Genomic DNA, 23,126 nt, shown 5'->3' with positions numbered 1-23,126 from the left:
AGCATCACTCAAGCCAGTTCATCTCTTACCCCTGCAAAAAATAATCAGCCAGCCGTCTTGATTCCGTAGTTGCGAAGTCTGAAATCAGTTTCCGCATCCAGATGCTGCCGGGATCCCTGTCCTGTCGGCTGTGCCAGACAAGTGAAATCGGTGCGGGTTCGATCTCGAAGGACAAGGGGACGATAATCAGATCCCCGGCCTTGACTGCCCGGGCAACAACAGCCTGAGGTGTCACGCAGACCAGATCCGTCTGCATAAGCAACGGCGGTATGGCAGCAAAATGAGTTACAGTCATTGCTACGCGACGGACAAGACCCTGCCTGCGCAGAATAGTGTCCACATTGGCACTCGCCGCCCCGGTGAGCGACACCATCAGATGATCCGCGGCGAGATAGTCTTCCAGCGGCAGCATATCGCCAGACTTCAAAGACTGGATCATAGGATGGTCTGGCCGAACCGCACAAACGAGATGGTTATTAAACAGCCAGGAAGAGCGAATCTGCCTGTGCCTGCCCACATAATAATGGATCACCAGATCAACAGAGGCATCAAGCAACAGTTCTTCTGTGTTCCCATGCAAGGGAACAGAATGCAGCGACACTCCCGGTGCCTCCTGCTCGAGAAGCTTGCGCAAGGGCAACCAGAGCATGTCCACGGGATATTCAGTTACACCAATTCGGAAAACCCGGCCGCTTTTCCCCGGGTCAAACTGATCACCAGAAGCTGCATCCCTGATTTCCAGCAGGGGAGCCCTGGTTTTTTCCCACAGCCGTTCTGCATAGGGGGTTGGCCTGATCCCCCGCCCCTGCTTGACAAAAAGCGGATCATTCCAGACCTGCCGCATGCGTGCCACAGCATTGGATACGGCTGGTTGCGTCATGCCAATCCGCCGGGCTGCCCCGGTCATCGAGCGTTCCGTCATGATGGCTTCAAACACCACCAGAAGATTCAGATCGAGGTTTTGCATTTCCGCCTCAACACATTCACAAACTGAATGAATATCATACAAATAATAAATTAGTCGAATGTATATTTCTTTCCTAACTATTCAGGCAGCGGACGGGAAAGCAACCATCCTGATCTCGATAAACCCTTTCAACTGGAGAAAATCATGAAAGCCTGGAAAGTTATCCCAAACACAGAAAAACTGGACTTGCAGCAACAGGAAATCAGCATTGGCAACCCCGGCCCAGGCGAGGTCCGGTTGCGTATGCACGCCACGTCGCTCAACTATCGTGATCTTCTCGTGGCCAATGGCAGCACCCCGCAAACCAAAGAAGGCGGCTTGATCCCGCTTTCTGACGGGGCAGGTCAAATCATTGCGATTGGCGAAGGTGTCACAGACTTTGCCCCAGGAGACCGCGTTGCCAACATGTTCTGGCGCGACTGGCAGAGCGGGGCCTTTGACCCGCAGTACACCGCCATGGGAGCATCAATCGACGGCGTGCTGGCCGAAGAGGTCATCTTGCCGACCAAAGCTCTGGTCAAAATTCCCGATTTTCTCAGCTATGAAGAAGCAGCTTCCCTTCCCTGTGCGGCCCTGACGGCCTGGAATGCCCTGATGGAAACAGGGGATCTTAAACCCGGGCAAACGGTTGTCACTCTTCGTACAGGCGGGGTTTCCCTCTTTGCCCTGCAGTTTGCTAAATCACTGGGGGCAAAGGTCATTATTACGTCAAGCAGCAACGACAAACTGGCCCGTGCAAAAAAAATGGGGGCAGATCATCTGGTCAATTACCGCGAGACACCCGACTGGGCTGCAGAAGTTCTGCGCTTGACCGATGGCGTCGGCGCTGATGTTGTGCTCGACACAGGGGGTCCCGGCACACTTGAACAGTCGCTTCAGGCTGCACGCTTCAACGGGCGAATCACCATGATCGGGGTACAGGCTGACCCCGGCCATAATATCTCACCGTTACCGATCCTGTTTAAAAAACTGCGCCTGCAAGGCATCATGGTTGGCAGCCGCGACATGTTTATCAACATGCTGGCCCAGATGACCCGTCACCAGATCCGCCCGGTGATCGATCAGGTCTTTGATTTTAACGATACCCCCAAAGCCTTCGAAGCAATGAAAACAGCCGGACATTTTGGCAAAATCGCCATCGCTGTCTAAGAGCAAGAAGATCCCCGGAATCATATCCGGTTTTACAAAAGCACCGGGGCAGAGACTTGAAACACTCTGCTCCGGCTCTTTCACTTTCCCCTGAAAACGGGCTTGCGCTTTTCAAGGAAGGCTCTGATGCCCTCTTTATAATCGTCGGTATCACAACAGAGAAATGGTTCTCTGTGTTCCTCTGAACTCAAGGGTTTTGGATCAAGAGCGCGCGTTGCATGCCTCTTGTGCCAGCGTGCCGCCAAAGGAGCCCCTTCGGCAATTCTCCCTGCAGACTTGTATACTTCTTCTTCCGCGACCTCATCCTCGACAACGCGACCGACAAGCCCCTTTATATAGGCCTCTTCCGCCGTAAAAATCCGCCCCTCCAGCAACAATTCAAGCGTTGTACTTCTGCCAACCAGATCGACCAGCGCCAGCATCGCCGGGGAAGGCAGAACATTGCCGATCCGGTTGATTGGAATTCCGAACTTTGCCGAAGCATTGGCAATTCGAAGATCGCACTGCGCCGCCAGCTCCAGCCCACCGCCCATACAGGCGCCTTCGATAAAGGCAAGGGTGGGATGGGGGCAGTCCCGGATTGCCTCCGCCGCCCGATCCATCGGCTTGGCATATTCTTCCGCCTGAGATGACGAAAAACGCACCTGCTCAAACTCAGCGATGTCTGCACCAGCCGCAAAGGCACGCCCTCCTGCCCCTCGAATGACGATGCAGCGCAAGCCATCATCTTCGGAAACCTCCTGCATCACATCGCCCAACCGCGCCCACATCGCGAGATTGAAGGCGTTCCGCTTTTCAGGTCGATTCAGGATGACCGTTGCAATGGCCCCATTGCGTTGAAGCAGGACAGAGTTCTCTTTATCTGTTCCCTCCACGGTTTCTGGTTTTGTCATATAGGCCTCGATTGAGATAAGATCTTCAAAAAATCATCGCAGCAAAGCGTGCCTTCTTTCCCCCCGCTTGTAGCAAGAAGAATGAATTAAGTCCTGACCCAGGTTCTTTAAAACCAATCACCTTATATCATGGACGTTTATAGATCACCGTCGAAACGCCCTTTTTTGTAATGTCCGATGCTTACTTAGGTATCGTTGAAAAACGTGTCTCTGAGTGTTGTATTTAACTATCATTCGAAATCTTGAAGGCTTGTTGGAAAAGGCGAGTTAGTTATAAAACACCAAGGATCTTGGAACAGATCTCAGATAAACAACGGGTTTAGGCCTTAAATACCCTATCCATTTCTTTTCTGTCATAGTCGAAAAGAAGATGGTTTAAGTCGTGGTAAATGGGGGTGAGTTTATCAATATTGGGACTGATCAGATCAATACCTTGGTTATCATAGGGATGAGCGAGTATCTGTTTTTCAAGGTCGAATATGTAAACCTCTCCATGTATATCAGGACGTATACCCAAAGATTTTGCCAAAGAAATCCAAATCAGCGACTTGAGATCTTTACAGGGAGCATCATACAAAATGAAGTGGCGATACAAATAATATTCATTCCCTTCATTTTCTTCCTCCAGTATAGACCAATACTCACGATCTCTAGGGATATTAATACCATTACATTCCAAGTCATATATTTGTTCACGGATAGAATATGTAGATTTTCTATCGCTCTCTAGGGCTAAACAGACACCTATACAGCTTTCAGAATTAAACACTCGTTGGATAATGGTTTGTGCGCGTTCCCAAGAGTAAAGGAACTCTTCATGAAAAGCGCCTTTATGGGGAAGCTCAAGCTCAAAGCGAAGGGCGATGTTGTGCTTATAAAAAAGGTCATATGATAAAGCCTTGTCGCCAAAAATATTTTCAAACTGTGCTCTTTTCATGAACTTCTTCACTGTAGCACCACTTCATAACCCATGTTGCTTTAGAAAATGTTGCACGTATTGCTCGCCGCCGAGGAGCCGACGCAGATAACGATCCTACCGGAACGTTTCATTAGACTGCAAGGCTCCTTATTGTTGCGCTGCAGAGCTTTCTCTCAAATTTCATTGCAGAAAAGCGTGACAAAAGCTAAACAAGGCAAAATCAATCCGCAGCCCTCACAGACGATAGAGATGGGAACCGAGATGAGCCAGATCACCGACACCGCACGTACAACCGCCTCCATTCTTATGGAGATCGAAGCCGTGCTTTTCCGCCCGGAAGATCCCTTTACCTTTACCTCGGGCCGCATCAGCCCGGTCTATGTTGACTGTCGCAAGATCATTTCTTTTCCGCGAGCCCGGGCCAAACTGATGGATATGGCAGTCGAGCTGATCCAGCGTGATATCGGATATGAATCACTTGATGCCATTGCCGGGGGCGAAACAGCGGGCATTCCCTTCGCTGCGATGATCGCCGAACGGATGGGCCTGCCTATGCTGTATGTACGTAAAAAACCAAAAGGTTTTGGACGTGATGCTCAGATCGAAGGCTACATGCCCGAAGGCAGCCGGGTGCTTCTGGTTGAAGACCTTGCGACAGACGGCGGCTCCAAGCTCAACTTTGTCGAGGCCATCCGCAAGGCCGGGTCAAAATGCGATCATACCTTTGTTTTCTTCCATTATGGCATTTTCCCCCAGTCGATCAGTGATCTGGCAAAAGAAGGCGTCACCCTGCACGCCCTGGCAACTTGGTGGGATGCCCTGCAGGTGGCGGAGGAAAAAGGATATCTCGCCGATGAAGGTCTGGAACAGGTTCGCTCCTTCCTGAACAATCCGATCGACTGGTCCCGCGAACGCGGCGGCAAGGCAGATTAAATACGCCCCTGCTTTTCAAAATGGCGGCACTCTATCCGGGGCCGCCATTTTTATGCCCGGTTTGGAAAGTGAAATATTTTATTTCCGGTAATCTGTCTCCCAATAGGGAGGATTCCCGTACTTTTCCTGTAAAAAATCTATAAGAGTCGATATCTTCGGCGGGGTGAATTTCCCTGGAGGATACACAGCCCAGATATCCCCCGCCCTGGCGACAGGATAATTTTCCATCACGGCGACAAGCCGGCCAGATCGTAAATCTTCCCATACATGCGCAACTGATTTGACCGTCAGTCCCAGACCAAGCAACGCTGCGTCATAGGCGTAGTCACCACTGTCACCCGTCAGAGCCGAAGTAACTGGCACAGCAATTTCTCCCTTCGCGCCTGAAAAATACCAGACAGGCAAAAAGCTGGCCCCGATGCAATCATGCACAGCCAGATCTGCCGGACACTCGGGCACTCCCTTCCTCGCCAGATAAGAAGGAGCAGCACAAAGTACCCGGGGATTACCACCCAGCCTCCGGGCTCGCAGAGTTGAATCCGGCAGGGCAGCAGCACGTATTACCATGTCAAAACCTTCTCCGATCAGGTCAACCAACCTGTCTGAGAAACTCATTTCCAGTTTAACTTGCGGGTAAAGCTTTATAAATTCATTGAGATAGGGCAAAACATGTTTCCGTCCAAAAAACATATTGCAGGATATTCGTACCGTTCCGCTCGGGACATCAGTGGCTTCGTTGAGCAGGTTAATTCCGGTGGATATTTCCTCAAGCCCCGCCTGAACATGCCCAAGTAGTACCTTGCCACTTTCAGTCAGGGCCAATTGACGGGTTGTGCGGGAAAACAGTTGAGTTCCAAGTTTTCTCTCTAATGTGGCCAGGCGTGCAGAGGATGCTGAAGGGGATAAGCCAAATTCCTTTCCTGCTGCTGACACATTGTTCAGCAGAGCCAGTCGAACAAAAAATTTTAAATCTTCCAGCCTCATTATTCCAAACTTTGGTATAGAGTTGCAAAAATATCCGCCATTATACCAAACATCTTTATGTGGGATAGTCATTTCACCAGCAACAGGAGTTTTGACATGCTACACACAAGAGATCTGTATGAAACCCGCGCCCGCACAATCAGAAGTCAAACTGCGATAGATCTTGTCGGTCAGATTTTGGCTCGATTATCCTGGCTCTGGCCAATAGGGCAGAGACAAGCTATGCGACCTGAAATAACAGACTGTCAGAATACTGGAATATCTGTATCCAAAACCTAGGTTGCGCCAAAAAAGGACTTACCCAACCACAGAATCATGGGAATTGAGAAGAAGGAAACCACAGTCTGAACCGTGGAGGTCGCAGCATAGAGATCGGCATCACCACCCATTTTTTTGGCCAGCAGATACCCGTTCATCGCCGTCGGCACGGAAGCACAGACCAGAAGCACCGAAAACGACAAACCACTTACCCCGAACCAGAGCGCCCAGAAAGCCATAACAGCCGGGGTTAGAAACAGCTTCCCGACCAGACCGACCAGCAACTCTTTTGAGGGTTTAAGGGCTGCTTTCAGGCTCAAACCGGCACCAAGAGCCAGCAGGGATATGGCAAGCGCCGAGCGCCCCAACAGATCAACCATCGTCATGATGGGCGACCAGACTGTGATCTGGGTCAGATTAATTACCAACCCGGCAGAAACACCCCAGATCAGAGGATTCTTCAGAATGATTTTTACAATTTGTGCAACAGGCGGGCGGTCATTTGAGGAAAAGGTCGCCAGTACAAAGATATTCGAAACCTGGAGCGTGGGCACCATCACAGCAATGGCCACGGCAATAAGCGCAGCCCCGTCATCACCATAGAGTTTGAAAACGATCGCCAAGGCGATAAAGCCGTGCCAACGGGTCGTCGTCTGGAAAATGGTCGAAAACTGTCCGCGTTTTGTTTGCCAAAAGCGATCAAGAAACGGCCAGGTCAGAAGAGTCAGGACCGCCATGGTCACAAGCATGGCCAACAGCGTAAAGACATAGGGACCAAGTGCAATAGATTCCAGGTCGGCCTTGATCAGGGTCTCGGCCAGAAGCGTCGGGAAGAAAACCCAAAAACAGAGCTCTTCAACCACACGCCAGTGATCAGCCGGAACAAAATTCGACTTCCGCAGGCCAAAGCCAAGCATAACAATGGCGAAAATCGGAAGAATACTTTCGAAAACCGTGAGCATGATAATCCGGACTGTAACAGCTTTCCGAAAGCAGAATGCCTGGATCGCTGGAGAGGTAGCACAAGACAAGGACCAAGATTTCAGCCCTGTTTGCGAAGTGAGGTTGCTGCAATACTACTCCCCCAAACCGAGAAGGCCACCTTTATCACAATTCAATCAGGCTTTCCTTCTCGCTTATCGTAGCAGGCAATCTCCTCCTTACTCTAGCGGGCCTTTGTAATCGTGTAGAGCATCAGGCTGTCATCCGCCCTGCTCCGAACTTCGATACCACGACGAACACCCCAGACCACCCCCTGTTGGTGTAGCGGGATATAACCAACATCCTCGGCGAGAATCTGATAGGCCTGGGTAATCAGTTCGTTCCGTCTGCCCTGATCAATCTCAACCAGGATTTTTTCAGCCAACTGATCAATGCGGGGATTGCTGTAACCCCCGAAATTAAACCCGCCCCGTTTCAATTCTTTGTCCGGACTGCCGATCACATTCTGGATCACGTTGTAACTGTCCAGGCTCCCGGGGGTCCAACCGAGAAAATAGAACGAGGTATCCTGACCCAACAGACGTTTAAAGAACTGTGATTTAGGGATGGCTTCAACCTTGGCTGTAACCCCGATTTTGGCCAGGAAAGCCGCTACGGCGAGACAGATTTCTTCATCCTTTAGATAGCGGTCATTGGGACAAAGCAACTCCAGTTCAAACCCTTTTTCATAGCCGGCTTCTTTTAACAGATTCCGCGCCTTTTCCGGATCATAATCTAATCGCTGCATATCTTTGGCAGGAGCAAACAACAGAGGGGAAATCATCGTCGCAGCTGGCATCCCGATGCCATAGAGGACTTTTCTGTTCAGAAGTTCCACGTCTATGGCCCGGTAAAATGCTTCACGCACCCTGCGATCTGCCAAAGGATTTTCACCCATCACATTGGAATAGAGCAGCTCGTCGCGCATTTGATCCATGCCCAGAAACATTGTTCTGACTTCCGGTCCGGCAACAACTCTTGTTTCTTCCAGCGCCTCAATCGCGGCCATATCCTGTAGTGGAACAGGATAAATCAGATCCATCTCACCTGAAATCAACGCGGCAACCCTTGTCGCATCTTTGCCTATTGGGGTAAAAATCACGCGGTCCAGGTTATGTTTTTTCTCGTCCCACCACTGGTTATTGACTTCCAGTTCGGCAGCTCCGCCCTCTACCCGGGAAAGCAGCCGAAACGCCCCTGTGCCATTGGCGTGGGCAGAAGCAAAACCTATACGTCCTTCAGCTACTGATGCCGGAATTTCGGCCCCATTTGCCTCGCTCCACTCCCGGTCCATGATCAGAAGGTTTGGCCATTCGTGAAACAGTATCGGATTGGGAGTTGCTGTAATGAAATCGATCGTAAAATCGTCAACTACTTCAATTTCCAGGCCCGCCGGGATATAACTCTTGGCATTCGCGTCCTTATGTAAAGCCCGCTCAAAGGTAAAAACCACATCGCTTGCTGTAAAAGGATTTCCATTGTGAAAGACAACGCCTTGTCGCAGATGGAAACGCCACCGGGTCGGCTCAAGTTGCTCCCAGCTTGCGGCCAGGGCCGGTTCAATTCCGAGATTATGATCCCGGCGAACAAGCCCTTCATACACGTTGGAGAGAAATCCCAGGGTAAAGCTTTCATTCAGAACGTGGGGGTCGAGAGACTGGATATCTCCCTGATAGGCCCAGCGAAAGGTACTCTCAGCAGCAACAGTGTTGTCGCGCCCTGCAAAGAACAAAAACAGTACCGAGAAAACCAGCAATGCTTTCCCGATCCTGTATTGGGAGTTCTTTTTCACGTTGTCACCTTTTCCACATAAATATTGCACAGACATGCCTTACAGATTTTTTTAATCTCTGCCTCTTCAGCCCCTTTCAGGGCCTGGACGACCCACAAGGCTGTTGATCATCTCTGCCAGTGCCGTTGGATCAATTGGTTTTCCAATACAGCCGTTCATGCCTGCTTCCCTGTAGCGCAAGCGATCTTTTTCAGTATCATCTGCCGTAAGGGCGATAATCGGCACACTCCCGGCCCAACTATTTTCCAATCCCCTGATTTTCCCGGTGGCTTCAATCCCATCCATTTCAGGCATTATGACATCCATCAACACAACATCGAAAGCTTGCCTGCGGCAGCATTCGACCGCTTCGATACCATTTTCAGCAAAGGTCAGATCAAAAGGCCGTTTTTCAAAAAAGCTCTGAATAAGAACCCTGTTAATCTTGTTGTCTTCCGCGACCAACACTTTCAGGTTGCCGTATTTTTCCTGCTGCTCCTGTCCCGCGCTATTCTCTGGCCTCCGGGGCGAACCTGCTTTTTTTACAGTCGCGGTTAATGAAGCTTTTTCATCTCCCAGAAGCCTTTTCTGTTTTGGCGTCCGAGATGCCACAGTATTTTTTGCTGCCGCAGAGAAGCATTTGGAAATCCTGAGTACATCTTCAGAGAAGCTGGAACCCGTGCTGATAAATTCAATCCGTTCTGGTAACCCTGAAAAATGAACATCATCTTTTCTCCGGCTTGTCAGAAGCACGAAGGGTATGCTGCGAACACGATCAAGTATTTGAAATATGCGCCCAAGGTCTATACCTGAAACCTTTGGCATCTCCCCAGAAACGATAACACCATCCGGTGGGCTGGCCAGGGCATTTTCAAGCAATTCCAGTGTATTGCCAAAAGAAATCATCCGCCATCCCGGTCGATTCAGTTCCTGAGCCAGCCGATGAAGATGCAACCGACTGGAAATAGAGACCATCACCTCAACTTCTTCGACCGTACCGGTTTCCGGGTCGGGCTGTCCCTGTGACGAGTCGAAGGCCTGGGGAAGAGAACGCAGCAGCTGTGCCGCGTCAGCCTGATCCAGTATCCGATTAACATTAGCCAGCTTACCGATGTGATCCAGATACACATTTACAGCATCGATATTTTCTCCACCCAAACTGTTGGTTTTCGCCAGATAGTCTTCCAGCCTGTGTGCAATCATGGCAATCACGGAAAACCCGAACACTGTCCCCTGGCCTTTGAGATTATGCGCTTCTCTGCGGATGAGTTGAATCGCTTCAGTCTCGCTCATCTGTCCGGCGTAGACCTGATTGAGGCGATCTTCAAGATCTTCAACAACACTGTGGCACTGGTCGACAAAATCTTGTTGCAACAGCTGATAAGATTCATCTTCCCTGGAACTCATTCCGTCACAATCCTTGAAACAATTTATCAAACGTCATCCAATGACAGCCCCCCGATCCTAAAGGGAAATCATTGCCATATTAATAAGAGATCGGAACCTCCCTCCCTTCATTGAAAATACGGTGAGCAAAGTACAAAATTGCTTGCCCCTTTTCTCTCCTTGAAGAAAGCCTGACACTCGGGTGTAATTGCCTGGTTCTCAGGGTCTGCAGGTCATTTCACCCTATGATCCAACCTCACCAATAAACGCATTTTGTGACCAAACAGGAAAATTTCATGAGCCCCAAGCCTAATTCGATTGCCCGTCGCGACATCGCCTATTGCCTGCACCCCTATACAAATGCCAGGGCCCACGAGAAAAAAGGTCCGCTTGTGATGACCCACGGCAAGGGCATTGAAGTCTTCGATGATCAGGGAAAATCCTACATCGAAGGCATGGCAGGACTTTGGTCCACCTCTCTGGGTTTCAGCGAGGAACGTCTGGCTGAGGCTGCTGCCAAACAAATGCGCGCCCTGCCGTTTTACCACGGCTTCACCCACAAGACACCGATCCCTCCCGTCGAGCTTTCAGAGAAACTGATCGCCATGGCTCCCGTGCCCATGTCCAAAGTGATCTTTGCCAATTCTGGTTCGGAAGCCAACGACACGATCGTCAAACTGATCTGGTACTACAACAATGCTCTGGGCCGTCCCGAGAAGAAGAAAATCATCAGCCGGATAAAGGGGTATCACGGCGTCACAGTTGCAACAGCAAGCATGACAGGTCTGCCCATCAACCAGACCGACTTTGATTTACCGATCAAAAACATTCTCCATACTTCCTGCCCCCACTACTGGCGCTTTGGGAAAGAAGGAGAAAGTGAAGAAGCTTTTGCCAGCCGTATGGCCCAGGAACTTGAAGCAATGATCCTGGCCGAAGGTCCTGACACCATCGCGGCTTTTATCGGGGAACCTGTAATGGGAGCCGGCGGCGTAATCGTTCCGCCAGCAACCTACTGGGAAAAGATCCAGGCCGTGCTCAAGAAACACGATATCCTGTTGATTGCGGATGAAGTAATCTGCGGGTTTGGCCGTACAGGCAATGCCTTTGGCAGCCAGACCTTCGGCATAAAACCCGACATCATGTCCATGGCCAAAGCACTCAGCTCTTCCTATCTTCCGATCTCAGCCGTGATGATGAATGACAAGTTCTATCAGGTCATTGCCGACAATTCTGACAAAATCGGCGTACTCGGTCACGGCTTTACTTATTCCGGGCATCCTGTCTGCGCTGCGGTCGCGCTTGAAACCCTGAAGATCTACGAAGAACGTAACCTCTTTGCCCAAGCGGCAGAAACCGGAGCACATCTTCAAAACAAACTTTCTGTCTTCAAAGACCATCCTCTGGTGGGGGAAGTCCGGGGTGTCGGGCTTATTGCCGGTGTTGAACTTGTTCAGAACAAACAAACCAGGGAAAGCTTTTCGCCTGCAGGCAAGGTCGGCACCTATTTAAATGAGCGGGCCGTTGAGGAAGGACTGATTATCCGCAACATGGGCGACACCATTGCTTTCTGTCCTCCTCTGATCATCACTGATGATCAGATAGATCAAATGATCGAACGCTTTGCAAAAGCGCTGGAAAGAACATTGGACTGGACAAGACAAGAAGGGCTGCTGCCCGCCTAGTTTATGCGATAGAAGGTGACACATCACCACCTTCTATCATTTATCCCCGCGGGTATCCCGGTTTCATAAAATTCACGGACTCTTGACATCGATCAATGCAGGAGCAGTGCAAAGAGGTAACATCCTTTTGTGCAGACCTTGTTATCTTAATGCGTCGTTCAGTCGCGTTGGTGATAGTATGATGACGCAATAGACTGCCAATTGTTGTTGATTTGGGGTACACTATTCATTAATTCAGCAACTGATAAGCTTGTTTTGGGGAAGCCTTGCAACAAGCAACAACAAGCCGGATTTAAACGGCCCACGTTAGGCGAGAAGAGCAGATGGATTACGAAAAGTTTTTCAGCACCGCGGTAGCTGACCTCAAGGAAGAAGGACGCTATCGGGTATTTGCTGACCTTGAACGTAAGGCCGGCCAGTTTCCCAGTGCAACCCATTACAGCGACAAGGGCAATCGTCCGGTCACTGTCTGGTGTTCCAACGATTATCTGGGTATGGGGCAAAATCCGAAGGTTATCGCTGCCATGCATGAAGCACTCGACAAGTGTGGTGCTGGCGCAGGCGGCACCCGCAATATCTCCGGCAACAATCACTATCATGTGCTTCTGGAACAGGAACTGGCAGACTGGCATCACAAGGAAGCCGCTCTGCTTTTCACCTCCGGCTATGTATCCAACTGGGCTGCACTGAGTACACTGGCTGGAAAACTACCCAACTGTGTGGTTCTGTCAGATTCCATGAACCATGCCTCCATGATCGAAGGCATCCGGCACAGCAAGGCCGAAAAGATTATCTTCAAGCACAACGATGTGGCTGATCTTGAAGCCTGCCTGAAGGAAATTGACCCGGCTCGCCCCAAAATCATCGCGTTTGAATCCGTCTATTCGATGGATGGGGACGTGGCACCGATCGAGGCTTTCTGCGATCTGGCAGACAAATATAACGCGATCACCTATCTGGATGAAGTACACGCTGTCGGCCTCTATGGTCCCCGTGGAGGAGGCATTGCCGATCGGGATAATCTCTGTCACCGGCTGGACATTATCGAAGGCACCCTCGGCAAGGCCGTTGGTGTTGTCGGAGGCTACATCACAGCAACAGCAAGCCTGATCGACTTTATCCGGAGCTATGCCTCAGGCTTTATCTTCACAACCTCCTTGCCGCCCGCTGTTGCCGCAGGAGCTCTGGCCAGTATCCAGCACCTCAAGCAGAGCAGCTTTGAACGTTCCCGCCATCAGGATCGTGCGAATGAAACACGCCGCCTGCTCAAGGAAGCTGGCCTTCCGGTTCAGCATTCAGAGACCCATATCGTTCCTGTCATGGTTGGCGATCCGGTTCTCTGCCGCCAGATTACCGACACCTTGATGACCCGCTACGGAATTTATGTCCAGCCGATCAACTACCCGACAGTTCCCAAGGGAACCGAGCGCTTGAGGCTGACGCCGTCCCCGGTTCACAGTGATGAAGATATCTCCTATCTTGCCCAGGCACTTAAAGAGATCTGGCAGGAACTAAAACTTCAAATTGCGGCATAGCCCTCTTAATTTGCGAATCATTCTCATTTGACTGGACAAGAGGAACGCGGCACGATAGGTTCCCTGCAGATGATTATTCATCTGCCCTAGAGTCTTCTTTTCAGGAGCGAACCGATGTACCGCGACAATACTCTGGTCCCTGCCGAAGCCACGCGCCTTCTTGCGCTGGGACTTTTGCTGGAAAAATCCATGAGTTATGGCGAATTGGCCCAGACCGTTCGCGGCTTTACCAGCCTTGTTGTCGGTCCATCCCTCGACCTGATAGGTACCCCTCTGGAAGTTCTGAAGGTTGAAGGGCTCGTCAAGAAAAGCCCTGATAATGAAACAGAACTTTGTCTGACCGAGACAGGCAGGGAAGAATTTAACGAGCTGATGGCTTCCAATCTTCGCGCGCCAGTCACAGATATGAGCAAGCTGATCATTGCCATTAAAATGCGGCTTCTGCATCTTGCTGACGAGAAAACCCGGAATATGCAGATCAACCTGCTGGTTGATATCCACGAACGCCAGCTCAACAGATTACTTGAACTGAAACAGGGCTATACCCCGGCCAAAGGCGAGTTCAGTGGCTGGCTGGATCAGGATATCACACATACCCGGGAGCAGCTTGCTAGTTACGAAGCCATGGCCGCAAGCATCGAATAACCCTCAGGCGATTTTCACCTACTAACCAATCACGCGATCTTTAGTCTTTTTCCAGTAAAAACTTTGGCCTCAACTATCGGCTCTTCGCCCTTGGCGGTTGAGCATTGAGACAGATTTGACCTGGGCATAGATATCCTGTCCGACTTCGAAGGCAAAATTCCGAAGCGAGCGACGGGTAATACGGGCAATAAACCTGACCCGCGGTTCCCCATTATCCGCTGCTGAGCCCCCGTGCCCTGCAGAAAGCAGGACATTGACCCGTGCTTCATCAAGGGAATGAATTGTCAAAATTCTGACCGGCAAGACGTTTAATATCGTCGTACGTGACGGTTTTTCACGCGCCAGACTGACATCATTGGCCGAAATTCTGATCCGTTGCAGCGTGCCGATCTCGCCCAATTTTCCCGGCACCAGAATTTTGCCTCCGGTTACGCTCATCTCGCTGAGAAGATCTTCCGGATCGAACCCGGTTACTCGCCCTTCGACAACAGAGGCCGTCTTGGCTCCCCGGGCAATAAAGAGTTCAGGATCGGACAGAACATCCCCCAGAGGCCCGGAAGAAAGCACCCTTCCCTTCTCCATCAACACCATCCAGTCCGCCAGACGCTCCACCTCGTCGGTATCATGCGAAACAAAGATCATCGGAATATCCAGCTTCCTGAAAAGTGTTTCCAGATAAGGAATAATCTCGTCTTTACTGAACCGGTCCAATGCAGCCAGGGGTTCATCCATGAGCATCAGTTCAGGCCCACAAAGCAGCGCCCGGCCGATCGCGACCCGCTGACGCTCTCCCCCTGAGAGGGTTAAGGGCGAACGCCCAAGAAGATCGCCCACCCCCAGTAAAGCGACGATATCGTCAAGCCGCAACAGTTCACCTCGTTCCCCCGCACGTTTCTGCCCAAAAACTAGATTGTCTTTAACTGAGAGGTGGGGAAAAAGGCTTGCCTCCTGAAACACCACGCCCACAGGACGTTGATGCGTAGGAAGAAAACTTGTTTCATCCTGCCAGACCTGCCCCTTGACCGAGAGGAAACCACCGGGCTGGCGGTTTAGTCCCGCCAGACAACGTAATACAGAGGTCTTGCCACATCCCGACTGCCCAAAAAGAGCAGTAACACCTTTCGCTGGAATGGTGAATTCACTGTCCAGATCAAAATCATCCAGTGGACCCGAGAAGCGGGCAATAATCTGGCTCATCTCAAGCGTCGCCCCATTTTCTTTTCCAGCAGGATCATGCTGAGAATAACAAGGAAAGAAAAAATCAGAAGCCCGACTGAGAGCACATGGGCCTGCCCCCATTCAAGGGCCTCGACATGATCATAGATTGCAACAGACAGAACCCGCGTTTCCCCCGGAATATTGCCGCCGATCATCAAGATCACACCAAACTCACCAACGGTATGAGCAAAGCCGAGAACTGCACCGGTAAGAAACCCCGGGCGTGCCAGTGGAATAGCGACAGCAAAAAATGTATCCAGCGGACTGGCCCGCAGTGTCGCAGCTACTTCCAACGGCCGTTCGCCAATTGCCTCGAAGGCATTGCGGATCGGCTGGATAACAAAGGGCATGGAATAGATTACCGAGCCAACCACCAGTCCGGCAAAGGTAAAGGGCAAAGCACGACCAAAAAGCTGTGTCGCCAACTGCCCCAAAGGACTATCAGGTCCAAGGGCAATCAACAGATAAAAACCAAGAACTGTCGGAGGCAAAACGATGGGGAGCGCAACGACAGCAGCCACCGCTTCTTTCCACCAGGATCTGGAACGTGCCAGCCACCAGGCCACAGGTGTCCCCAGCACCAGGAGAACCATAGTGGTAATGAAGGCCAGTTTGACCGTGATCCAGATCGGATCCAACATCCCCTCAGAACTCCCGAAACAAATTCAATAAACTGAATGCCATTAATTATGGTTTGACTGTAGCGTAGCCGAAACTCTGAATGATTGCAGCCGCTTCGTCACTTTTTAAATAACCTATAAAAGCTGTCGCAGCAGGATTGTCTTGCCCCTTAACCAGGAGAACTGCCTGCTGGTCAATCGGCTGATGTAAATGCTCAGGAACCACCCAAGTAAATTCGTCAAGCTTGCCATCCTGATCGGAGCCCTCTTTCTCCGGGTGAACAAGCTGAGATAAAGCAACAACTCCGACTTCTGCATTTCTGCTGTAGGCAAACTGGTAGGTCTGGGCGATATTTTCCCCCTGAACAATCTTGTGCTTCACCACCTCATAGAGTTTCAGCTTTTTCAACATCTCTATCGCGGCCTGGCCATAAGGTGCCGTCTTGGGGTTGGCAATGGCCAGACGGGTTACTGTATTTCCCTTGAGATAATCCGGGCCGAGTCCGGCCAGATCAGGCATCCGGCTCCAGAGAGCAATGCGTCCCCTTGCGTAGGTAAAACGGCTCCCGGTGACAGCCAGCCCGTTCTTTTCACTCAGCGCCGCACGCAGGGAATCAGCGGCCAGAAAAACTTCGAAAGGAGCTCCGTTTTTAATCTGGGTGTAAAGTTTACCTGTCGAGCCGGAACTCAACACAACGTCATGGCCGCTTTTTGCAGAAAAGGAGCGCGAGAGCGCCTCTGCCGTGGTTTTGAAATTGGAGGCCACAGCAACACCGACTGTCTCGGCCTGAACAGAAAACGCAACAACCAGATTGACAACAACAGCACTCAGGATACTCAGGAATAACCGCTTCCATCCGCGAACCATCAAAGTTATTCCCTGTATCACAGTATCAGCCTAAAACAGATGTTGTCCGCCCGTCACAAAAATCTCGGTTCCGGTCACATAGCCAAAATTGGGTGTACAGAGCTGGTAAACCGCTGATGCGACCTCGGCAGGTTGCCCCATCCGGTTCATGGGTATCCGTGGAATCAGAGCTTCATATTCCTCGCCGATCATGTCTGTTTCGATTTCCCCGGGTGCGACAGCATTCACCCGCACCCCAAAACGGGCAAACTCCACAGCCAGCTCGCGCGTCAGTGCCGAAAGAGCAGATTTCGAGGTGGAATAGGCAGAACCGGCAAAGGGATGAACCCCGTGCCCAGCAATAGAGGTAATGTTAACGACAGCCCCTTCTCCTCGCCCCAAGGCAGGAGCAAAACCACGACACAACATAAGCGGAGCAAAAAAATTGAGTTCAAAGACCTCGCGCCAGGTTTCCACATCCCCGTTCAGACAGCCCAGACGTTCCTTGTAGGTTGTCTTGGGTGATACCGCCGCATTGTTGACCAGCGCATGCAACGGGGCATCACCCAGAATTTCATTGGCCCTATCAATGAATTTTTGTGTACTTTCCGTGTTGTTCAGATCCGTGACGATATGTTCGGTCCAGTTTGGATCACGGCGACAGTGATCCGGGATATTCTCGCGCGAACAGGTAATCACCCGCCAGTTTCGCTGACTGAAATACTGGACAGTCGAATGACCGATCCCTCGGCTGGCACCGGTCAGGACCAGTGTCTTGCGCTGTTCAGGATCAACCTCGTGATTACCGGACCTTTCACCTTGCATTCTTTTTCTCCTCGTCCCGTTGAGCACGCACGATCTTGCTCACTTCAATTCCATAAGGTTCCTGCAACACTATAATCTCTGCATGGGGGTAAATCACACAGATCTCCCGATCAACTTCCTCGGCAATGGCATAGGATTGCGCCAGGGCAATATGCCCATCCAGTTCCATATGAAACTGGATAAAAAGATCAGGCCCGGAAATCCTGGTTCGCAAGTCGTGCAGCCCGAGAACTTCGGTATGCGCCAGAACCAGTTCTTTGATCTTCCGGCGCTCGTCATCGGGGAGCTCCCGGTCCATCAGCATATCCAGCGCCTTTTTGAAGATACTCCAAGCATAGCTGAGGATATAGCAGGAGATCAGCAGAGCAAAAAGCGGATCAATCCAGGGCAGATCAAGATATTTTCCCAGTAGCAGGGCCAGAATAACCGAGGCATTAACAACCATATCACCAACATAATGGAGAGCATCGGCCTGAATCGCGACAGACCCCGTCTGTTTCACAACCCTGTGCTGATAACGCGTAAGAATAAATGTTGCGAGGATAGAAAAAACCATCACAGCAATTCCAAGGTTGCTGTTGCTGATCGGCTGAGGAGACGCAAGACGCTCCCCCGCCTGCAGCATAAGAAAGACGGCTGATCCTGTGATAAAGGCAGATTGGGCCAGAGCGGCCAGTCCCTCGGCCTTGCCATGGCCGAAACGATGTTCCTTATCAGCTGGAGTGAGCGCATGATGGATCGCCAGTAAATTGAGCAGAGAAGCTCCTGCATCCAGCAGAGAATCGACCAGAGTCGTCAAAATTGAAACCGAACCAGTGTAAGCCCAGGCAGATAACTTTGCTCCAATCAGAACCAGAGCAGTCAAAACAGCCGCATAAGCCGCCCGCTTCATAAGCAGTGCAGTCTGCTCTCTGTGATTCAAAGTATTTTCGCTCATCCAGTTATCCCGTCTGATGGCCAAACTGTTCGTCGAGATTTTCTCACAAGACGGTTAAAACCGTACCTCAGGGATAGAGACGTTCCGTTGTCCAGCGTTTCTCAGATCCACCGGAAACACTGTGGTAAACCAGACGGTCGTGCAGCCGGAAAGGACCGTCCTGCCAAAATTCAATCCGCTGCGGCCGAACACGAAAACCGGACCAGTGTGGCGGCCGCGGCACGGTTCCCAATCCGTATTTGGCTGCGAATTTTGCGACTTTTTTCTCCAGTTCGAATCTTCCCTTCAAAGGACGGGACTGATCGCTGGCCCAGGCACCGATCTGGCTCTGTTTCGGGCGACTGGCAAAATATTCATCTGCCTCTTCCGCAGTGACCTGCTCGACCATCCCTTCTATCCGCACCGACCGACGCACTGATTTCCAGTGGAACATCAAAGCTGCCTTGGGATGGGCCAGCAGCTGTTCACCTTTCCGGCTTTCAAAGTTTGTATAGAAAATAAATCCCTCGTGATCCCAATCCTTGAGCAAGACCATACGGGCTGAAGGCATGCCGTCAGCATCTACAGACGCCAGGCACATGGCATTGTGGTCATTGAGCTCTTTTTCTTCTGCCTCTTTCAACCAGGCAGCAAAAACGTGATAGGGATCTGACGGTGTCGTGTCGCGGATCATGGTATTTCCCGGTATTTCCGGCCTCATTTTATTTGCTATAAATATACAGAGACATCAGAGGGGCTAAACAAGAACATAACGCTACCTGAAGGCGTAACAGATTGCGGGAAAACGAACAACCGTTCTGACTGCGACAGTTTTGCAAAACCAGACAGGAAATCAATCTTTTGAAAAAACGCGCATCCGGACACATAAATGTCACAGGATCATGGTTTAAGCCATAAAACGGCCTCAATTTCTCTCTATCGATAGTGTTGATTTAGGATGGTTCGGATTGGGTACAAGGCATGTGTTATACTTTTCCCCGACCCGGCAAAACAACTGCAAGAGAACAAGAAGATGAAACTCAAAACGAGTATAGCTGTTCTGATGATCGCTCTTATGACCACAGCCTGTGCTGATCGCGGCGTAAAACAAACTGTTGGCGGACTTGGCGGCGCAGTTGCTGGTGGACTTCTTGGTGCCCAGTTCGGCAAAGGTAACGGACGGATTGTTGCAGCGGCAACAGGCGCTGTTCTCGGCGGACTTCTTGGCAGCGAGGTTGGTCGCTACATGGATGATGAAGACAAGAAAAAGGCAGATGCAGCCTATACCCGGGCCCAGACAGCTCCGGTTGGTCAGACCATCGCCTGGAACAACCCTGACACAGGACATTCCGGCACAGTCACCCCGGTACGTGACGGAAAATCCTCCTCGGGTGCCTATTGCCGCGAATACCAACAAACTGTTGTTGTTGGTGGAAAAACTGAAGAAGCCTATGGGACAGCCTGTCGCCAACCCGACGGCTCCTGGGAAATTCAGTAATCACTCCTGTTAATCACCCCGTTACCCGATTAAGCCCTGATGATTTTCATCAGGGCTTTTGCGTCTTCGCTTTTCGCTCTATGACAGCTGTTTTTCGTTTCCGTGACAAACTGGCAAGATAACAAAGCCACTGCAAAGCTATTACATTCCTTGTAGAACCGGGCTTGTCTCTTTAAAGTTATGTTTAATCTATTATATTATTTTGTGTCTGCCACAGGCAGCTGTCCCGGCAATTAAAAGACAGCACTGTCGGTGACTTTCTGTAACATATGACTGAGTTTCATCACCCATAATGCAAGATCTCTACAAAACTCTCGGGGTCAGCAAAACCGCTTCGGATGCGGAAATCAAGGCTGGCTATCGCAAATTGGCGAAACAATATCATCCGGACCTCAATCCGGATGACAAGGCCATTGAACAGAAGTTCAAGGAAATCTCGCAAGCTTATAACATTCTCGGTGATGCCAAGAAAAAGCAGCAATATGACCGGGGGCAGATTGATGCTTCCGGACAGGCCAGCAATCCCTTCCACGGCGGATATACACAACGGGGACAACCGCGTGGTGCTGCAGCTGGCGGGGCTGGTGGTGGTTTTGACTTTGGTAGCGAAATGGACATCGGGGATATTTTTTCCGATCTCTTTGGCGCAAGGAAACGACAGACAAGAACAGCTCCCCCTCAACGCAAGGGCAGTGACGTCAAGTACTCCTGCTCTGTGAACTTCGTTGAAGCAGCGGCAGGAGCCGTCAAGCGGATTGATCTGGCAGACGGCAAATCCCTGAACATCACCATCCCGCCTGGCACCGAAGACAAGCAGGTTCTACGCCTTAAAACCAAAGGTCTTCCCGGCATGGGCGGCGGTCCCAATGGGGATGCCCTGATAGAAGTCAAAATTGAAAGCCATCCCCTTTTTTCTCGAAAAGGACGCGACGTCTATCTCGACTTACCAATATCACTGGCAGAAGCGCTGGAGGGAACCACGCTGACAGTGCCGACAGTCACTGGTCGTGTGAAGGTAAGAATTCCGCCGGACTCCAATACCGGCACCACCTTGCGTCTCAAAGGCAAAGGCATAGATGACATCAAGGGGGTTAACCGGGGCGACCAGCTGATCCGCCTGCAGGTTTACCTGCCGGAAGAAACCGACAAGGAATTGCGGGAGTTCTTAAGGAACTGGGCCAAGACCAAAAACTACGACCCACGCAAACACACCGGTCTTTTTGATTAGACCAGAGCTGCTCTTTTTGAACTGCTAAGGTTGATCACCTCTTGCGTCCGTCCTTCAGAGCGCCTAGGTAGGGCACATAATGTCTATCCCAGAATATCTATCACAGAATTTAATCCGGAGACGGCGACAGTCATGAAGAGTTTTGACGAAATTGTTGATGATCTGAATATCAGCGGCTCCGAGCTTTCGGAATGGATCGAACACAACTGGGTTCTGCCGACCCAGGAGGATGGAACGATCCTCTTTACCGATGACGATGAATCCCGCGTCAGGCTGCTCAACGAAATGATCAACGACATTGGTGTCAACTACGAAGCCATGCCGATCATTTTGCGCAGTATGGATCAGGTCTATAACCTGCGGACCCTGCTAGGACATCTCGCCACGGCGATTCAGGCTCTGCCCGCAGACTCACGACAGGAACTGGAAGAGATTATCCGCAGCAGGGGGTAGCTCCTGTCTTGTTTGCCAGTCTGTAGTCTGTAGTAGCGCGTTTTGTAACAAGCCTACTCCGCAAACCTATTCCGACTGGCGAAGAATTTCTTTCAGCGATTTTTTTCGAACTTCAACCGGGTTCTCTTCCAGTGCCCTGAGGACATCCGCGATGCCTTCGGGCCAGTTGCGCCGGGGCAGATAATCCAGATCCAGTTCTTTTAACAGATCCTCCAGCGTAACAGCCGAGAGATCCCGGCAGAGAATCCATCGCCCTCGTCCGGTCCGGTTGGCAATGCGCAACCGTTTCAGATCATAAAGAACTTCACCTGTTGCCCGCAGATCAGCTGGCAAGCCCTTCATCATGACAGTCTCTTTCAGGGACGTTCCGTGATGCCCGGCCTTCTCAAGCTTACGAAGCAGGGCAATCATCAGGGAAAGATAATCGCCGATCCCCTCCCGCCTGATCCCCCGGCGGAGAACAGCCCGGCGCTCGGGCAAGGCTGCCGCAATTTCCGCACCCAACAGCACAACCACCCAGGAGAGATACATCCAGATCAGGAAAATCGGGATCGTTGCCATCGCTCCGTAAATCGCCTGGTAAGAGGGAAAATAAGAAAGGTAAAGGCCAAAACCGCGCTTGAGCAGCTCGAAGAGAGTTGTTGCCGCCACGCCACCAGCCAGAGCGTGCTTGAAAAGGACTGGTCGGTTGGGGACCACCAGATAAAGCAGGGTAAAAGCTGTCCCGCCAAGAACTATTGGTAGTATCCGGCTTACAAATGACCGGGTGTAACTGCCCCCGCCGACGAGCTCTGCCATAGCAAAACCATAGCTGGAGACAGTAAGTGAAGCCCCCAGCAACAAGGGGCCAAGTGTAAGCAATGCCCAGTAGACCAGGATTAAATTGAAAAGAGGGCGCCGTTCCTGCACGCACCAGATTGAGTTGAAAGAATGTGAGATTGTATAGAGCAGCATGATAGCCGTCACAGCCAGCGCCAGAACGCCGATCGCCGTCATATTCTGGGCATTGGCGACAAAACTGTTGAGCTGCTCTGCAATTTCCAGTTCGGCGGCCGGAAGAATATTTTTCAGCAAGGAATTCTGGAGCGTGCTGCGAGAATCCTCGAATCCCGGAAAAGCTGACATCAGGGCCAGGGCAATAGTCATCATCGGAACGATCGCCAGCAAAGACGAATAGCTCAGCGAGGCAGCAACACGCGTCCCCTTGTCCTTATCAAACCGCCGCAGGACATAACGAAGAAATCGCCCCGTATTGATTAGTGTTTTTCGGTCTGCGAGCTGTTTCAACATGACCAGCAGTCTTTTTAACGTCGAATCTGTCACCAGATCGTCCCCCTGAACCCTACCAATTTCGCATTTGTGGTTAACTATCGCTGGCGCGAAACAAATTTCCCAGCTAAAAAGTCAGAAAATGC

General features: G+C 51.1%; 22 protein-coding genes. 8 read left to right on the top strand and 14 right to left on the bottom strand.

What is annotated here, in order from left to right; genetic code table 11:
- Positions 1-25 precede the first annotated feature (25 nt).
- Positions 26-967: a LysR family transcriptional regulator gene (locus B152_RS0112015; protein ID WP_033406230.1), complete on the bottom strand. Its 942-nt coding sequence runs from the start codon at positions 965-967 to the stop codon at positions 26-28.
- 144 nt (positions 968-1,111) lie between these two features.
- Here B152_RS0112015 and B152_RS0112010 point away from each other — a divergent pair, with 144 nt between their 5' ends.
- Positions 1,112-2,116 carry a zinc-dependent alcohol dehydrogenase family protein gene (locus B152_RS0112010; RefSeq protein ID WP_020592674.1) on the top strand — a complete coding sequence of 335 codons (1,005 nt, stop codon included), beginning with the start codon at positions 1,112-1,114 and terminating at the stop codon, positions 2,114-2,116.
- Between the two features lie 80 nt (positions 2,117-2,196).
- On the opposite strand, the gene B152_RS0112005 is transcribed toward B152_RS0112010, so the two are convergent.
- Positions 2,197-3,009 carry an enoyl-CoA hydratase/isomerase family protein gene (locus B152_RS0112005; RefSeq protein WP_051083028.1) on the bottom strand — a complete coding sequence of 271 codons (813 nt, stop codon included), beginning with the start codon at positions 3,007-3,009 and terminating at the stop codon, positions 2,197-2,199.
- Between the two features lie 319 nt (positions 3,010-3,328).
- Entirely contained in the window at positions 3,329-3,946 is a 618-nt protein-coding gene (locus B152_RS0112000; protein WP_020592672.1) for a DUF3885 domain-containing protein, read from the bottom strand.
- Between the two features lie 243 nt (positions 3,947-4,189).
- On the opposite strand from B152_RS0112000, the gene B152_RS0111995 reads away from it, so the two are divergent.
- Positions 4,190-4,861: an orotate phosphoribosyltransferase gene (locus tag B152_RS0111995; protein ID WP_026261514.1), complete on the top strand. Its 672-nt coding sequence runs from the start codon at positions 4,190-4,192 to the stop codon at positions 4,859-4,861.
- Positions 4,862-4,939: 78 nt separating this feature from the next.
- Here the strand turns inward: B152_RS0111995 and B152_RS0111990 are convergent, their stop codons facing one another.
- The 4 genes from B152_RS0111990 to B152_RS0111975 form a co-directional block, all read right to left on the bottom strand.
- Complete coding sequence (locus B152_RS0111990; protein ID WP_020592670.1) at positions 4,940-5,845, bottom strand: LysR family transcriptional regulator; 906 nt, start codon at positions 5,843-5,845, stop codon at positions 4,940-4,942.
- A gap of 275 nt (positions 5,846-6,120) precedes the next feature.
- Entirely contained in the window at positions 6,121-7,065 is a 945-nt protein-coding gene (locus tag B152_RS0111985; RefSeq protein WP_020592669.1) for an AEC family transporter, read from the bottom strand.
- A gap of 203 nt (positions 7,066-7,268) precedes the next feature.
- A complete protein-coding gene (locus B152_RS0111980) occupies positions 7,269-8,876 on the bottom strand; it encodes an ABC transporter substrate-binding protein (protein ID WP_211212190.1) in 1,608 nt (535 codons plus the stop codon).
- A 66-nt stretch (positions 8,877-8,942) separates the two neighbouring features.
- Positions 8,943-10,262: a response regulator gene (locus tag B152_RS0111975; RefSeq protein WP_020592667.1), complete on the bottom strand. Its 1,320-nt coding sequence runs from the start codon at positions 10,260-10,262 to the stop codon at positions 8,943-8,945.
- A gap of 275 nt (positions 10,263-10,537) precedes the next feature.
- Between B152_RS0111975 and B152_RS0111970 the strand changes: the two genes are divergently transcribed.
- The 3 genes from B152_RS0111970 to B152_RS0111960 all read left to right on the top strand — a co-directional run bounded on the left by B152_RS0111970 (position 10,538) and on the right by B152_RS0111960 (position 14,106).
- Entirely contained in the window at positions 10,538-11,926 is a 1,389-nt protein-coding gene (locus B152_RS0111970) for an aspartate aminotransferase family protein (protein ID WP_020592666.1), read from the top strand.
- Positions 11,927-12,249: 323 nt separating this feature from the next.
- On the top strand, positions 12,250-13,461 hold the full coding sequence (gene hemA / locus B152_RS0111965) for a 5-aminolevulinate synthase (RefSeq protein ID WP_020592665.1): 1,212 nt from the start codon (positions 12,250-12,252) through the stop codon (positions 13,459-13,461).
- Between the two features lie 114 nt (positions 13,462-13,575).
- Positions 13,576-14,106, top strand: a complete 531-nt coding sequence (locus tag B152_RS0111960; RefSeq protein ID WP_020592664.1) for a hypothetical protein — start codon at positions 13,576-13,578, stop codon at positions 14,104-14,106.
- Positions 14,107-14,175: 69 nt separating this feature from the next.
- Here B152_RS0111960 and modC read toward each other — a convergent pair whose 3' ends face one another.
- The 6 genes from modC to pdxH all read right to left on the bottom strand — a co-directional run bounded on the left by modC (position 14,176) and on the right by pdxH (position 19,253).
- Positions 14,176-15,303: a molybdenum ABC transporter ATP-binding protein gene (gene modC, locus B152_RS0111955; RefSeq protein ID WP_020592663.1), complete on the bottom strand. Its 1,128-nt coding sequence runs from the start codon at positions 15,301-15,303 to the stop codon at positions 14,176-14,178.
- The gene (gene modB / locus B152_RS0111950; protein ID WP_020592662.1) at positions 15,300-15,965 is read right to left on the bottom strand and encodes a molybdate ABC transporter permease subunit; all 666 of its coding nucleotides are present in this window, start codon (positions 15,963-15,965) and stop codon (positions 15,300-15,302) included. The genes modC and modB overlap by 4 nt, the downstream gene beginning before the upstream one ends.
- Positions 15,966-16,011: 46 nt before the next feature.
- Positions 16,012-16,812: a molybdate ABC transporter substrate-binding protein gene (modA, locus tag B152_RS0111945; RefSeq protein ID WP_020592661.1), complete on the bottom strand. Its 801-nt coding sequence runs from the start codon at positions 16,810-16,812 to the stop codon at positions 16,012-16,014.
- Positions 16,813-16,842: 30 nt separating this feature from the next.
- Positions 16,843-17,616 carry an SDR family NAD(P)-dependent oxidoreductase gene (locus B152_RS0111940; RefSeq protein ID WP_020592660.1) on the bottom strand — a complete coding sequence of 258 codons (774 nt, stop codon included), beginning with the start codon at positions 17,614-17,616 and terminating at the stop codon, positions 16,843-16,845.
- On the bottom strand, positions 17,606-18,553 hold the full coding sequence (locus B152_RS0111935) for a cation diffusion facilitator family transporter (RefSeq protein ID WP_020592659.1): 948 nt from the start codon (positions 18,551-18,553) through the stop codon (positions 17,606-17,608). The genes B152_RS0111940 and B152_RS0111935 overlap by 11 nt, the downstream gene beginning before the upstream one ends.
- A gap of 67 nt (positions 18,554-18,620) precedes the next feature.
- The gene (gene pdxH / locus B152_RS0111930) at positions 18,621-19,253 is read right to left on the bottom strand and encodes a pyridoxamine 5'-phosphate oxidase (RefSeq protein WP_083921877.1); all 633 of its coding nucleotides are present in this window, start codon (positions 19,251-19,253) and stop codon (positions 18,621-18,623) included.
- Between the two features lie 312 nt (positions 19,254-19,565).
- Between pdxH and B152_RS0111925 the strand changes: the two genes are divergently transcribed.
- From B152_RS0111925 to B152_RS0111915, 3 genes are all read left to right on the top strand, one after another.
- Positions 19,566-20,030 carry an RT0821/Lpp0805 family surface protein gene (locus B152_RS0111925; protein ID WP_020592657.1) on the top strand — a complete coding sequence of 155 codons (465 nt, stop codon included), beginning with the start codon at positions 19,566-19,568 and terminating at the stop codon, positions 20,028-20,030.
- Between the two features lie 292 nt (positions 20,031-20,322).
- On the top strand, positions 20,323-21,258 hold the full coding sequence (locus B152_RS0111920; RefSeq protein ID WP_020592656.1) for a DnaJ C-terminal domain-containing protein: 936 nt from the start codon (positions 20,323-20,325) through the stop codon (positions 21,256-21,258).
- 132 nt (positions 21,259-21,390) lie between these two features.
- Complete coding sequence (locus B152_RS0111915; RefSeq protein ID WP_020592655.1) at positions 21,391-21,711, top strand: chaperone modulator CbpM; 321 nt, start codon at positions 21,391-21,393, stop codon at positions 21,709-21,711.
- Between the two features lie 66 nt (positions 21,712-21,777).
- Here the strand turns inward: B152_RS0111915 and B152_RS23505 are convergent, their stop codons facing one another.
- Positions 21,778-23,034 carry a YihY family inner membrane protein gene (locus tag B152_RS23505; RefSeq protein WP_020592654.1) on the bottom strand — a complete coding sequence of 419 codons (1,257 nt, stop codon included), beginning with the start codon at positions 23,032-23,034 and terminating at the stop codon, positions 21,778-21,780.
- Between the last annotated feature and the right edge of the window lie 92 nt (positions 23,035-23,126).

Source organism: Kiloniella laminariae DSM 19542, assembly GCF_000374005.1.
GTDB lineage: Bacteria > Pseudomonadota > Alphaproteobacteria > Kiloniellales > Kiloniellaceae > Kiloniella > Kiloniella laminariae.
Note: the sequence above shows the minus strand (reverse complement) of the source record. Positions and strands in the feature narration are given on the sequence as shown.